The sequence below is a fragment of the Shewanella sp. MTB7 genome, from assembly GCF_027571385.1.
Classification (GTDB): domain Bacteria; phylum Pseudomonadota; class Gammaproteobacteria; order Enterobacterales; family Shewanellaceae; genus Shewanella.
Genome location: NZ_CP085636.1, coordinates 1,307,476 through 1,319,845 on the forward strand (window position 1 = coordinate 1,307,476; position 12,370 = coordinate 1,319,845).

The window sequence follows — 12,370 nt, forward strand, 5'->3', positions numbered from 1 at the left end:
GGCCTTCACTTAACATGCGCAATAATAATATTAAAAAGTTAGTGCTTGCACTATCGCTATCTCTGGCAGGTTCTGGCTCAGCCATTGCTGGTCAAGACAATAACTTTATCTTTGACTATGGCTCTATAAAAGTAGGTTATGCCAACTGGGATATGGGCTAGAAGATGTGGGCCGCGGGGATCTACTTAAAGTGTTCGCTGATTATGGTGCGATCTATAAGGGATATGAATACTACGGTTTTATGGAATACAACCGTTTCGATCATCCAGATGACACTCGCAATCAGGTGTTCACCGCCAATACTCATATCCGTTTGTTAGATAGCAATTTTACCGCTTTTGGTAAGTTTTACGCTCAGTATGAGAATAATCCTCAGTTCGCAGATGATGTCAGCACCATTTTAGGTATGGGTTACCTAGGATATTAATCAAAAGCTGGCTTCTTTAAGCCATTTGTTGGTGCTCATATTATGTCTGGCGATGCTAAGTCGACCATTACTGGCGAAACCTCTAATGGTATGAACGGTGTCATGGTGGGATGGGTTGGTGCTTACCATCTTAGCCCTCAGTTCACTCTCTCCAACTGGAACGAATTCGAAATTGCCCGTAACGATGCTTATGCAGAACAGCAGCACGGTGATTTCGGCATCAATGGCGGAGTGACGTTATCGTACAAACCTAGCCAGTATTTTGTCGTCGATGTGACTTATCGTTACTTCTATAACAAGCTTGCTGTAGAAGGTTATGGTGACCAAATAATCTTTATGGCTGGCTACAAATTCTAAGGAAAAAACAGTGAAAAAATCTCTACTTGCTAGTGCCATTGTTCTAGCTTCTCTAAGTACCAATGTTATGGCAGCTCAAACTGCAGCGACAGAAAAGCCTAACGTGGTTATTTTCTACGTTGATGACTTAGGCTATGGTGACTTAGCAACTTATGGTCACAATATTGTTAAGACCCCCAACATCGACAAGTTGGCTTCTGAAGGTATTAAGTTTACTCAGTACTATTCCCCCGCACCACTGTGCTCGCCATCCCGTGCAGGTATGCTGACGGGTCGTACTCCATACCGTACAGGCATTCGTTCATGGATCCCCGATGGACAAAACGTTCATATTGGTAAAGAAGAGATCACTATCGCGCACATGCTTAAAGATGAAGGCTACGATACTGCCATCACTGGTAAGTTGCACCTAAACGGTGGCGCGCACATGAAAGATCATCCACAGGCAAGCGATCTAGGCTTCGATCACACCTTTATCATTCCTGGTGGTTGGGCTAAAAATGCCAAGACTGAAACTAAAAATGCCGATGGCAGTCTGCGTCACGGTAAGATCCACGTTGATAACTTCTGGCGTAATGGTGTGCCTGTGGGTGAAACGGATCAATTCAGCGCCGACTTAGTCGCCAATGAAGCCATTGGCTGGTTAGACGATCAAGGCGGTGATAAACCTTTTTTCCTCTACGTGCCATTTTCAGAGGTTCACACGCCTATTGCTTCTCCACAGAAGTACTTGGATATGTACGGTGACTACCTGACTGATTTTGCAAAACAAAACCCAGATTTATACCATTGGGATTGGATAAACCAACCTTACCGTGGTCAAGGTGAGTACTTTGCCAACATCACTTATATGGATGCTCAGCTGGGTCGCGTTATCGACAAGCTAAAAGCCATGGGTGAGTATGAAAATACCATTATTTTGTTCTCATCTGACAATGGTCCTGTTACTCGTGAAGCGAGAAAGCCATACGAGCTGAACATGGCTGGCGAAACTGGCGGGCTACGTGGCCGTAAAGATAACTTGTTTGAAGGCGGTATCCGCGTTCCGATGATCATGAAGTACCATGGCCACGTTAAAGCTGACACTGTTTCTGATGAGCCAATTTATGGTCTAGATATCGTGCCAACACTATCAGAGCTAGTTGGTTTTACTATGCCAACTGACCGTACAATCGATGGTGTATCATTTGTAAGCACATTTAACGGCCAAAGCGTTGAACGGTCTAAGCCGATGATCTGGACCATTGATATGCCATATCAAGATGATGCCATCAATGAATATGCTATTCGTATCGGTGATTTCAAATTGATTATTGATCGTCAAGGCAATAACAAGTACATGTTCAATATCGCTCAAGACAGATATGAAGTGTTTAACCTACTCAATAAGCCTGAATACAAGGCTAAAATTGAGCAGTTAACCACGGCGTACAAAGCTTACCGTAAGGATATCGAGAACGATAATATCCTTAATAAAGGCAAGTAATAATCAAGGCTTAACATGAGTTAAGCTAGGTCTGAAATATTGTTGTTATTACCGTCTTTTGGGTAACCAGCGCATGATATTGTAGAGATCAATAATGCCAGTAAGCTTTGCTTACTGGCATTATTGTTGAATGGAGCAAATTTTATTTAGGTATAAACAGACTAAAGCATATACCCATCAGCATGATTATTTCAGCATCTCATTGATGCGGATCACTTGTGCACGATAGCCTGTTGCAAACATATCATGGCTATTGATGTTAATTCTGACCGCTGGTTTAGTTTCACCGTAACGGTGTTCCACCAAGATAGACTGTACCTTGCCTGTAGTGTCATCCACTTTCATGTTGCCGTAACCTCCGCCTAAACCAAATAAGCCCGCAGAAGCGAAGTAACTCATCATGCTGTCTTTATCGGCTTGGTATTTAACGATAGAGGTGACCGGCGAGTAACCTGCGTAGCCCAGTTCATCTTTACCGTACTGCCAAATCTGCTGCACTGTCATGTTTAGCTCATCGATTTTATATTCGACCGCACGGGAGTATTTTTCGGTAGCAAACATAGGTTGGCTTAAATGACGTCCATCACCATTATCGAATACGGTTAATGTGCCTTTTTCTGGCACTAAGTAAGCGGTGTGTGACGTCCAGCTAAAGTCAAAATCTCTATCCTGGCAAGCGCCTTTTTCATCACACCAAATAGGTTTACCTTGGTCATTAATCGGCTTTAACAGTTTATCTTGGAATCGCTCACTCCAGCCTTTGCTGGCACTTAAAATCCACTTAACCTGTTTATCTCGACCAATTTTAATCACCGCCGATTGATGACGCGAGCTGATAATAATACTGTCATCAAGGGGATCGTACTCAATCGAGTTCACATGCACCCAGTTGCGTCCCGTTGCCACACCATGAATGTCACCATAGGGGGCCTTGGCTAAATCCTCGGCGGTGGTTTGGTGGCCAGCATCGTTAATGTTGATATTGAGGCACACAGCTCCCGCATCAAGAGACAGTAACGCTGCGTCGCGCATCGGATCTAAAATGGTATTTAAATCCCAGTAATCGACGAGTTTGCCGGTGTTGTCCACTTCAATAATTTGGTCGCGAATGGTATTGACCAAACGGTCATCAGCAGTGCGATAATCTTTGGCTGCCGCACGAATAAACACATTACCGTTGGCCGCCTCAATTCCCTCATGGGAGGCATCGATAAAATTACCGGGGAGATTATGCTCTGAGATCATTCGTCCCATAATGGACATCTTTTTCCAGCCTTGACCTTGTACCCACACCATGTTGCCATCTTGAGTTACATTCATGCCCATGGCATAACCCGCGGTATCAAAACTTTTTGAGTCATGGGTGGTGTAAGGGTTCATATACCAGCGAATATCCCCAGCAGTATCAATAATGATAAAGCCGGGTTTACCATCCCAAGAAAAGGCGCCGGGAGCCTGAACATTATTGTGCATTAACGGCGATGTTTTCCCATCTGGGTTGGTCCAGTTCACAAAATACAATCTGTCTTTAAAGTCAGCATCTATATGCTCAACCTCGACCAATGGTGCTTTAGCCCACTGGCTTTGTGAAAAGCCTAGGTCAATATCTGGCGTGAGCATCTTGTAATCGAAAGATTTTTGCTCACCACTTTCCGTCCATTTAATGGTAAAACGATTCATCAAAGCTGGATATAGACCGAAAATGGGGACTCCACCTTCATCCATAATGCGCATATCATCGACGTGATAAGTTAGGCTAACGCTGTCTTCATCTTTGGCATGAACTGTCACTTCAACCGCAGAGATGGTATGACCCGCCAAGGTGACCAGTGCGGTGAGCGGAGCATTTTCATAGGGGTTATGAATGATATAACCCAGTGGTTCGCCAGCAACAGGAGTAGGTTTCATTCCCTCAACAGAGGCTAGAAGGTGTGTGCTGAACAAGCTCAGTGACAGGGCTAAAGCCGATAACATTAAAGAGGGTTTAGACATTGAACACCCATTCTCGGGAAATAGAAATAAAGACAAAGTATAATCTTAAAAGAACAATAAAAATGTCCGTTAATTAACACTGTGGTGAGTATATTTCGAGTTTGACAGAGAGGTCACGATTTAGGTATTTAGTGTGTTGTGGATGAAACTTTTAACACGAGATAAGGTCTTCGCTGCTACGAGCAAAAAACTTATACAATTATTTGATATAAACAGTGGCAACCATGATTAAATCATCAGGAGACAAAGAAGTTACCGATAAGCTGATTTTCATTGTTCAAGATTTTACCTTGGCAAGTTTCGTCACAATAGGAAAAATCGATATTCCTGCTATCTAGATTACCTTTCATTGATACATGACGTAATAGCACATCACCATTTAGCTGGTGGATTAACGCATTCCAAGAGATGTTGCCTTCAAAAATATTAAAATTTATTTTCATTTATTACCTTTCAGTGTTGAGAGTTTACGCAGTTTGATTATTGAATCCTGCATATTGTAGTGGTTTGGGTGTATTGAGTATTAATGTTTATTTATAGGGATATAACGAAGTGAATGAGAAACGTAACGACATATACAAAAAGCAGATGATTGAAATGTTAATATTTTCGCAGATACGGTATAAATGACGATTAAAAATGACGTAAATGGTCATTAAACCATTTACGTCAACTTACAAAGTTAGATAGCAACTACGTTAGCTGCTTGAGGGCCTTTTTGACCCTGCTCTACTTCGAAAGATACTTTTTGGCCTTCTGCTAAAGTCTTGAAACCTTCAGAAGCAATTGAACGGAAGTGAACGAACACGTCAGCGCCGCCATTGTCTTGAGTAATGAAACCAAAACCTTTATCTTCGTTAAACCATTTTACGATACCAGTTGTTGAATTAGACATGATGTGTCCCTTATAATTAAATTCATAAAATTATCGCAGTATGCGATGTGCTGAAATTGAATTATTTAATGTAACGATGAAGATAAGGGAAAACTGAGGATAACAACAATAACGAAGAAATTCTGAGATTTTACTTTTTACTTTATGTTCACTAATAACTCTAAACAGCAGAGCGAGACGGATATTACCTGATAATGAGAGATTGTACAGAGTTATTTTTATTTTTTTAATGTGAGAGCCTTAAATTTTGAACCCACACATCGCGTTTGGATTTGAAACACAAAAAAGCGAACCTGTCGGGCTCGCTTTTTTGTGGGTGATATCCTGTCTTCCCTTGCTGTTTAGAACTTCTCTACTGGAGCGCTAGCGAGTTCAGGAATGACATTTTTAACTTTTCCATCTTGTAGGTACTTAGGATGATACTTGCCAACCGGCAGTGTCGTTACAGCGTTAACGTGCACACGTCTTGCTACAGGGACGTAATCTGTTGCAGCGGTTGATATTGCCGTTACGATCAAATCGGCAAGTAAGTTGCCAGATGAACCAGAAGTATCTAGCACGAATGTATTTTTGTAAGACCACAAAACGTTATTCGTCTCAGCTGAAACTAATATGTATTCCATTCCCACAGTCACGTTACCCGAAATGACCATATAGTTGGTTTCCCAAGTTGTTAGCTTGATAAAGAGTACCGATTCAGCTCCAAATTTATCTTTGTAGGTGGAGAAGGGAATTCCTTTTAGTTGTGTGCCATCAATAATCCCAGCCTCTTTGAAAATATTGCTCACAATTGGAACTGGAAGCACGTAATAGCCTTTGTCTGCTAAAGGTTGAGCTACTGTCGCATTGAGAAAATCAGGCGCTTCAGCGGCTGTTGTTTCATTGATAACAGGAACGATGAGCATGGTTTGACGGTTAACGTCTGAATACATGTCGGGAAATGCTGCTTCTTTCGTTGTTGTCGTGGTTTGACAGCCTGACATGAGTAAAGCGATTGTTATTGCAATGAGTAAGCGCATGTTCATTCCTATTTTTGATCTGATATTAAGCGTTCAATAAAGCCTGCTGACTCAGGGTACAGTTCAGCTTCTTGACGGTAATAAGCAACACTGATGTCGCTGTCTCCACGTTTCGCAGTAATGTAACCAATTTCAGCGTAAATCCCTGGAGGAACTTTCAAGCCTTTTTTCTTTGATGTATCAACAATGCTGTTTAATTCATTGAGGTGGTTTGTGACACTTTGCTCTGAGGGGGCTTTTATATATTCGTAGTACGTCTCTGAGTAGTTTCCCCAGTAATATCCACTTTCGGTTACCGAAGCACAGCCTGCGAACATAAATGTAGTAGCAAGTAAAAAAAGGTATTTTGTTTTAGTTAGCATTGGTTACTTTTCCTTTTAGAGTCGTATTGTTCTTATTTGACCGTCAGCTAAGTAAATCTCTTTAGCGTAAAGAACTGTGCCTGTTGGGCTTTTGATAGAAAGTTTGTGGGAGCCTTTGTCCAATTTAATGATCAGAATTTGGCGACTTTCGTCTGCAGCATCAGCTGCACCAGCAACACCGGTTGCATAGGGAGTTAAGTCCTTGCTTTTAATCGTATGGTTATTGATTGCAGCAACAGTAATTGAATTTCCAACTAACGTGTCGGCAATGATGACGACTTTTTGTTCATGTTGTAAACCGGTTTCATTTTGCTGAACATTTGAACCGCATGCCATTAAAAGTACACTTAAAAATAGGAATGTTATTGTTCTCATGAAGCTCTCTTTTTATTTATCTGAAAGGTAATATTTTGATAGGTCATCATTAATTGATCCCTCAACAATATTCACGAAAGAGATCTGCTCAAATTCGTCATCTCCGTATGTCGATAGCACTTGGATTTTACCTACCTTCTTACCTGGTAAAGAGATTAAGCCGCCAGTTTGTGGGTTTTTCACTTGCTTTCCATTCTGGTAAACGACTAATTCCATACCTTGAGAAAGGCCCTGTGCTTCTCCTCCTGAAATAATGAAAGTGCCATCCTCATTTGATAGAAAATATGATTTCCAAGGCTTGGCTGTCATGTTTTCGACTAGATTACTGATCATTTGAGAAATCGCTTGTGATAACGCTTTATCCGTTAGGCTTTGATCAAATGCAGCTGAGGTTCCTGCTCCAAGAGTTTTCTTTGTTTCAGTGGTTGCCTCGCCAGCTCCTTCAACAGAACTTATTATTCTTCCTGTGGTGACATCAACCAAGCGAACGTTAACCTTTGTATAGGCCTTCTGGATTTTTGATTGAGAGAATATACCTGTAGTGCTCTCTGCCGAGCGACCAAATTCACTTACGGAACCGACGATTAAGTAATCTACAGCAACGCCACTATCACTTATGCCTTGCAAGACGTTCTCAGAATTGACTTCATCATTATCAAGGCGCTCAAACATAATAAATTTATTAGTATCAGCTAGGCGTGCACTAAGAATATCTGCTGCTTGCTTGCCAATTCGATTGTTAGAACTGTCAACGAGAAAGCTATTTGCTGCTTGTGTTTCATTTGAAAACCTTGCTATTGCTACTTTACGCTTTAGAAAAGTTTGAGATGAATCTTGCTGTAGGATCGTGTTGGACGACGTTGCATCCAAGCCTGATGCAAATGTTGGGGCCTGAAGGCAAAAAATAGCCATCCATGCCAATGTGAAAATGTTCCGTTTTTTCATTTTTCTCTCTTCTAATTTTTAAATGTTAACACTTAATGTTGGTTAACAAACAAGCACATAGTTGTAAGTCTATTGCTTGTTTCACTCCTAAATAACGCACCAGAATGCGCTTCCCTAACCGAACAAACAATACGCGTTATTACAATTGAATACTTGTTATTTATTGATATATTGCATTGAAAAGTATAGGTTTTAAGTGGAGTCGGTTAATAGTGGTGTTATTGACTGGTTAGTTGCGCTATCGCAGCATACTTAGCTATGTTTTTATAAATCAGATTAACTTGATATTAATACTGTAGATTAAGTTGAATCAGAGTTAACCTTCGCACATATACCCATGAATGAAATGCTGTAATGAATGAAAAGATCACTATCTCACTCCCTTCTCTTATTCATCGAATAGGCAGAGCTGAGGTCAATAAAGCTAAGGGCATAGCATTGCAGTATCATTGTGAACTTAAGCGTGTGCGCCGCTCTAGAAATTGGGCGCTCTCGGGGGGAGCCATCAGCATTCAATTCTACTGTGCACAACTGAAAATGGTGGGGGGCGATGAGTTTCGTTATCTTATTCAAAAAATTGAAACGGCTTTGCTTGATCATGCCGACAAGTTAGAACCTCTAGAAACTAAGCTGGCTCGGTTGATTACTGATACTCCTAACATTACCTTGGCCGAATTGATGCTTATTACCGATTGCACCTTGGCAGAAGCGAGGACGGCACGTTTTTATACCGACGCTTGGTAATTCGAAAGTTAAGACGGATTTATATCGCGACTATTTTTTTAGATTCTAGTAGTAATTGTTTGACTAAGAAATCAAGAAAAGCACGAATATGGGGCCTTGGGTATTGAGCGGCCTTATAAATAGCAAAAATCTCACCACTGCCCTGTGCTCCATGGGTTGCTGTCCAGCCGGGTAGGAGTTCGATAAGCTGCTTATTGGCTATGTAGGGCTTAACCATCCAGTCAGATAACAAGAGTACACCACTTCCTTGGAGGGCTGCACTTAATAGCGGTGAACCTCCCTTTGAAATTAAGTTTCCCATAACAGACACTTTTTTCTCTGCTTTTCCTTTACTAAAATACCAATGGTTTCTCTGTCTCTCATGGCTTATCAGTAAACAGTTGTGTTGTTGCAGATCTTCAGGCCTAGTTATTTTTGAGTTACGCTGAATATAATCTGGTGAGGCAACAAGAGAGGTATGGTTAGTGAGCAGTTTTCGCGCCTTCAAACAACTATCTTGTGGTGTACCAATCCGAATTGCCAAATCGATATTCTCACTATTAAGATCGATAATCTTATTGTCTAACTCTATCTCTATCTGCACGTTTGGATAGAGTTTAAGAAATTTAGGAATGAGCGGAGCCAGATAAATATTACCGAAGCTTTCAAATACTGATATTCGTAGTGCCCCCTCCGGTTCAGGATTACTGCTTTTCATCTCACTCAGTAATTTATCCGCATCTTGCACTAATTTGGTTGATTGCAGGTGAAAGTATTGGCCCTCTTCAGTAAGTGTTAACTGACGGGTGCTTCTTTTAAAGAGTGTGGTTTGTATTAGGGCTTCCAGATTATCGATATTACGGGCTACAGAAGAGGGAGCCATGTTGGGTACGTGTGCTGCCTGGGAGAAGCTTCCTGATTCGACAACCTGATCGAACACTTTGATCAAATCTAACATCATTTTTCCTTAGCGTAAGCCTTATCAGCAGTGCTCGTTGTTAATATTAGCTATAACTAATAATACTAACCTTTGCGTTTAACGCAAAGCTGTCTCAGTTTTCATGTGTATTCCACCGTTTAATCGAATAGATCATAATTTCGTTATTGCAATAAAGCGACTCAATTTATCAAAATAGAGAGAATGATATGACTACACGTATTGATTTGGCTAAAATCGACCCTGCAGCACTCACCGCCATGCTTAGTGTTGAAAATTACCTTTCACAAACGGAGCTTCCTGTTACGTTAAAGGAATTGATTAAGATACGAGCATCAATGATTAACCAATGTGCTTACTGTATTGAGATGCACACCACTGAAGCACTTAAGGCAGGTATCGAGCAGCAAAAGTTGTTTGCCATATCAGCTTGGAGAGAATCTCCGTTATTTGATGAGCAGGAGCGTGCGGTATTAGCACTGACCGATGAGATGACCCTAATTGCTAACTCTGGTTTATCGGATGCAAGTTATCAGACGTGTTTGGAACAATTGGGAGAGGAGCTGCTTGCACAAGCTATGATGCAGGTGATAATGATCAATGCTTGGAATCGTTTAGCCTTAGCAACCAAGATGAAACATTCAGTGACTAGCGCTTAGCTACCTGTGGTGACATTAATTCTATAAACCTTTTTTAGTTTGGCTTAACTCACAGTAAGCCGCTTTGGGTAAGCGTAATATCAATTTATTTTCAAGCCACAACAGGTAGATAGAATGATTATTGCAGTACCACTAAGTAGAGATAGACTGGCGGGCCATTTTACTAAAGCCAAAGAAATTGCGTTCTATAATGAACAGCTGGAATTGGTAGCACGCTTTGACAACCCAGCATTAGCTGGCGGCTGTAGTGCGAAAAAAGCCATGTTAACCCTGATTAAAGATCAAGGTACATCCATAGTGCTAGTGGAAGAAATAGGTCAACGCATATTAGGTAAGTTGCTTGCTGCGGGCATTAGCGTTAGCCAATGCAGTCGTAAAATGGAGTTAGCAGAGCTGTTTGATGCCGCAATTGATCTTTCCCGTCGCTTGGTTGATGCGAAGCAAGGTCGTGAATGTTTAAATCATGAGAAGAAAGGCGGTTGTGGCAGTCGCAGTGGTGATTCAACTGGTGGCTGTGGTTGCTCAGGCAGCGAGAGTGAGCCGAGTGTATTGTCCCAGTTAGCGCCACAATTAAGTGATAAGCCTATTACTTTTGCTGGCTTTAGACCTATTTAGTTTTGAGCATTAATCCAAACATTCCGGCTTCGTTTACTTATGGTCAAGATTAACAATGATTAAAAGTCAGCATCTCATTAAATGGGTATAATTGGCCATTTGGCATCTCATTGCCTGTTTTGGAGAGAAATCATGGGGTTTAAAAATCTTGCTGTTCCTGCGATATGTATGCTTAGTTTAAGTGGTTGTGGCTATTTCGAACTTGATGAAAAGCAGCAACTTGAGCAAGCTTGGTTAGCACAAAATGAACAGCTTCAATCGGTCATTGAGCAGATCCGTAGCCAAGGTATCGATGCTGTAGCCACTGGCGCGCAGGCTGGCAGTATTGCCGCCTGTGTGGCTGGTAAGCTTGATAGTGATCCATTAGGTGAATTTATCAATGTTGAAGGCTCTCTGGTTGAGTCGGCGCAAGTTGCCGAACTATTAGGCGAATTACAAGGCTTGATAGAGCAAGATATCAGTTTAGAGATGGTATCTAACCTATTACAGAAGGGCGCGGATGCCGCTGTGTATGCCAAGCAGATAGTGGCAGAACAAGGGGTAGAGCAAGGGTTAGAGAGTTTACAGCAGATGGTCACATCGAGTCGTGAGTTTGCCAGCCAAGATTTGGGTGCGCATTTTCAACAACTTTTAGCCCAATGTCAGCAGCCATAGAATGAGCACCAGTGACTCAATCAGATTGATTGAGTCCGGCGCTCTGATTTTTCGTGAGAGTTATCACCTACTGGAGATACGGATCAGTAATTGAATAAATGCAGCAAAGGTTCTTGGAAATACGCGAGCCTGCCAGTAAGACAATTTAGCCATTACTCCCGGTACAATAATGAATCTATTGTTAGCAATGCCCTTTAGTGTTGCTTTTGTTACCGTGTGAGGCTGTAGCGTCCCACCGACATCTTTAATAAATCTTGTTTGAGGCAAGATGTGTTTTGATTCTTTGCTGGTCATCGGCGTGTTAACTTCCGGCGGGCATACCACACTGACGCCGACTTTATATTCAGCCAACTCTTGTCGCATACATCCAGCCATGCCAATTATTGCAAATTTGGATGCGCTGTAGGCGCTATACCCATAGGTGGAAATCATCCCTCCTAAAGAGCCGATAAAGCAGATTTGACCGGTTTTACGTTCAATCATGTTGGGTAAAAAAGCACGAGCGACGGCACGAGCACCGATGACGTTGGTTTGCATAATAGCGTCAAAATCTTCATCGCTTTGCTCAATAAAGCGTTTACTTGCTACGATACCCGCGCTAATGATTAGAATATCAGCAGCGCCTATCTGTGACCTTATCTCTTCTATCGTGTTAGCTAATAATATGTGGTCAGTAACATCGACAGAAAATGACAGAATTTTCTGTCGATCAGTGTTAACCAAAGCCCTACATTCGCTAACGGCATTGTCTAGACGGATTTGGTTACGTGCTAATAAAATAATGTTAGCGCCCTCTTTGGTATAGGCTCGAGCAATGTCGAGTCCAATACCACTTGAACCACCTGTAATTACAACGGTTGTCACTTGTCAGATCCTTATACAAAGTTGAGGGAAATATGAGGGAATATAATTCAGGTCTTCATT

16 protein-coding genes and 1 pseudogene are annotated in these 12,370 nt (G+C 41.6%); 8 read left to right on the top strand and 9 right to left on the bottom strand.

Annotated features, from left to right (window positions below; genetic code table 11):
- Positions 1–14: 14 nt before the first annotated feature.
- The 4 genes and pseudogenes from HWQ47_RS05350 to HWQ47_RS05365 all read left to right on the top strand — a co-directional run bounded on the left by HWQ47_RS05350 (position 15) and on the right by HWQ47_RS05365 (position 2,270).
- Positions 15–161: a hypothetical protein gene (locus HWQ47_RS05350; RefSeq protein ID WP_269970150.1), complete on the top strand. Its 147-nt coding sequence runs from the start codon at positions 15–17 to the stop codon at positions 159–161.
- A 5-nt stretch (positions 162–166) separates the two neighbouring features.
- Positions 167–427 carry a hypothetical protein gene (locus HWQ47_RS05355; RefSeq protein ID WP_269970151.1) on the top strand — a complete coding sequence of 87 codons (261 nt, stop codon included), beginning with the start codon at positions 167–169 and terminating at the stop codon, positions 425–427.
- Positions 428–448: 21 nt separating this feature from the next.
- Positions 449–784 (top strand): annotated as a pseudogene (locus tag HWQ47_RS05360) (outer membrane protein OmpK); the annotation flags it as partial.
- A 10-nt stretch (positions 785–794) separates the two neighbouring features.
- Positions 795–2,270: a sulfatase family protein gene (locus tag HWQ47_RS05365; RefSeq protein ID WP_269970152.1), complete on the top strand. Its 1,476-nt coding sequence runs from the start codon at positions 795–797 to the stop codon at positions 2,268–2,270.
- A 186-nt stretch (positions 2,271–2,456) separates the two neighbouring features.
- On the opposite strand, the gene HWQ47_RS05370 is transcribed toward HWQ47_RS05365, so the two are convergent.
- The 7 genes from HWQ47_RS05370 to HWQ47_RS05400 form a co-directional block, all read right to left on the bottom strand.
- Positions 2,457–4,262: an aryl-sulfate sulfotransferase gene (locus HWQ47_RS05370; protein WP_269970153.1), complete on the bottom strand. Its 1,806-nt coding sequence runs from the start codon at positions 4,260–4,262 to the stop codon at positions 2,457–2,459.
- Positions 4,263–4,498: 236 nt separating this feature from the next.
- On the bottom strand, positions 4,499–4,705 hold the full coding sequence (locus tag HWQ47_RS05375; RefSeq protein WP_269970154.1) for a hypothetical protein: 207 nt from the start codon (positions 4,703–4,705) through the stop codon (positions 4,499–4,501).
- A gap of 239 nt (positions 4,706–4,944) precedes the next feature.
- Positions 4,945–5,157, bottom strand: coding sequence for a transcription antiterminator/RNA stability regulator CspE (gene cspE / locus HWQ47_RS05380; RefSeq protein ID WP_269970155.1), 213 nt, complete (start codon positions 5,155–5,157; stop codon positions 4,945–4,947).
- Between the two features lie 341 nt (positions 5,158–5,498).
- Positions 5,499–6,176 (bottom strand): GNA1162 family protein, encoded by a 678-nt coding sequence (locus HWQ47_RS05385; protein WP_269970156.1) that lies wholly within the window; start codon positions 6,174–6,176, stop codon positions 5,499–5,501.
- 8 nt (positions 6,177–6,184) lie between these two features.
- Positions 6,185–6,538 carry a DUF4810 domain-containing protein gene (locus tag HWQ47_RS05390; protein WP_269970157.1) on the bottom strand — a complete coding sequence of 118 codons (354 nt, stop codon included), beginning with the start codon at positions 6,536–6,538 and terminating at the stop codon, positions 6,185–6,187.
- A gap of 15 nt (positions 6,539–6,553) precedes the next feature.
- The gene (locus tag HWQ47_RS05395) at positions 6,554–6,913 is read right to left on the bottom strand and encodes a hypothetical protein (protein WP_269970158.1); all 360 of its coding nucleotides are present in this window, start codon (positions 6,911–6,913) and stop codon (positions 6,554–6,556) included.
- Positions 6,914–6,925: 12 nt separating this feature from the next.
- Positions 6,926–7,858, bottom strand: coding sequence for a CsgG/HfaB family protein (locus HWQ47_RS05400; RefSeq protein WP_269970159.1), 933 nt, complete (start codon positions 7,856–7,858; stop codon positions 6,926–6,928).
- A gap of 354 nt (positions 7,859–8,212) precedes the next feature.
- Here HWQ47_RS05400 and HWQ47_RS05405 point away from each other — a divergent pair, with 354 nt between their 5' ends.
- Positions 8,213–8,602: a ribosome recycling factor family protein gene (locus HWQ47_RS05405; RefSeq protein WP_269970160.1), complete on the top strand. Its 390-nt coding sequence runs from the start codon at positions 8,213–8,215 to the stop codon at positions 8,600–8,602.
- A gap of 19 nt (positions 8,603–8,621) precedes the next feature.
- Here the strand turns inward: HWQ47_RS05405 and HWQ47_RS05410 are convergent, their stop codons facing one another.
- Positions 8,622–9,542, bottom strand: a complete 921-nt coding sequence (locus HWQ47_RS05410; RefSeq protein ID WP_326515420.1) for a LysR family transcriptional regulator — start codon at positions 9,540–9,542, stop codon at positions 8,622–8,624.
- A gap of 185 nt (positions 9,543–9,727) precedes the next feature.
- Here HWQ47_RS05410 and HWQ47_RS05415 point away from each other — a divergent pair, with 185 nt between their 5' ends.
- The 3 genes from HWQ47_RS05415 (at position 9,728) to HWQ47_RS05425 (ending at position 11,446) form a co-directional block, all read left to right on the top strand.
- Complete coding sequence (locus tag HWQ47_RS05415; RefSeq protein ID WP_269970161.1) at positions 9,728–10,177, top strand: carboxymuconolactone decarboxylase family protein; 450 nt, start codon at positions 9,728–9,730, stop codon at positions 10,175–10,177.
- Between the two features lie 114 nt (positions 10,178–10,291).
- Positions 10,292–10,792 carry a NifB/NifX family molybdenum-iron cluster-binding protein gene (locus HWQ47_RS05420; RefSeq protein ID WP_269970162.1) on the top strand — a complete coding sequence of 167 codons (501 nt, stop codon included), beginning with the start codon at positions 10,292–10,294 and terminating at the stop codon, positions 10,790–10,792.
- 132 nt (positions 10,793–10,924) lie between these two features.
- Positions 10,925–11,446 (top strand): hypothetical protein, encoded by a 522-nt coding sequence (locus HWQ47_RS05425; protein ID WP_269970163.1) that lies wholly within the window; start codon positions 10,925–10,927, stop codon positions 11,444–11,446.
- Between the two features lie 63 nt (positions 11,447–11,509).
- Here the strand turns inward: HWQ47_RS05425 and HWQ47_RS05430 are convergent, their stop codons facing one another.
- Complete coding sequence (locus HWQ47_RS05430; protein ID WP_269970164.1) at positions 11,510–12,310, bottom strand: SDR family NAD(P)-dependent oxidoreductase; 801 nt, start codon at positions 12,308–12,310, stop codon at positions 11,510–11,512.
- Positions 12,311–12,370 lie beyond the last annotated feature (60 nt).

What these genes read in the sequence shown, in the direction of transcription:
- HWQ47_RS05370 (WP_269970153.1), bottom strand. Translation starts at nt 4,262, where the DNA reads ATGTCTAAACCCTCTTTAATGTTATCGGCTTTAGCCCTGTCACTGAGC.
- HWQ47_RS05350 (WP_269970150.1), top strand. Translation starts at nt 15, where the DNA reads ATGCGCAATAATAATATTAAAAAGTTAGTGCTTGCACTATCGCTATCT.
- HWQ47_RS05375 (WP_269970154.1), bottom strand. Translation starts at nt 4,705, where the DNA reads ATGAAAATAAATTTTAATATTTTTGAAGGCAACATCTCTTGGAATGCG.
- HWQ47_RS05395 (WP_269970158.1), bottom strand. Translation starts at nt 6,913, where the DNA reads ATGAGAACAATAACATTCCTATTTTTAAGTGTACTTTTAATGGCATGC.
- HWQ47_RS05410 (WP_326515420.1), bottom strand. Translation starts at nt 9,542, where the DNA reads ATGATGTTAGATTTGATCAAAGTGTTCGATCAGGTTGTCGAATCAGGA.
- HWQ47_RS05405 (WP_269970160.1), top strand. Translation starts at nt 8,213, where the DNA reads ATGAATGAAAAGATCACTATCTCACTCCCTTCTCTTATTCATCGAATA.
- HWQ47_RS05420 (WP_269970162.1), top strand. Translation starts at nt 10,292, where the DNA reads ATGATTATTGCAGTACCACTAAGTAGAGATAGACTGGCGGGCCATTTT.
- HWQ47_RS05385 (WP_269970156.1), bottom strand. Translation starts at nt 6,176, where the DNA reads ATGCGCTTACTCATTGCAATAACAATCGCTTTACTCATGTCAGGCTGT.
- HWQ47_RS05425 (WP_269970163.1), top strand. Translation starts at nt 10,925, where the DNA reads ATGGGGTTTAAAAATCTTGCTGTTCCTGCGATATGTATGCTTAGTTTA.
- cspE (WP_269970155.1), bottom strand. Translation starts at nt 5,157, where the DNA reads ATGTCTAATTCAACAACTGGTATCGTAAAATGGTTTAACGAAGATAAA.
- HWQ47_RS05400 (WP_269970159.1), bottom strand. Translation starts at nt 7,858, where the DNA reads ATGAAAAAACGGAACATTTTCACATTGGCATGGATGGCTATTTTTTGC.
- HWQ47_RS05415 (WP_269970161.1), top strand. Translation starts at nt 9,728, where the DNA reads ATGACTACACGTATTGATTTGGCTAAAATCGACCCTGCAGCACTCACC.
- HWQ47_RS05390 (WP_269970157.1), bottom strand. Translation starts at nt 6,538, where the DNA reads ATGCTAACTAAAACAAAATACCTTTTTTTACTTGCTACTACATTTATG.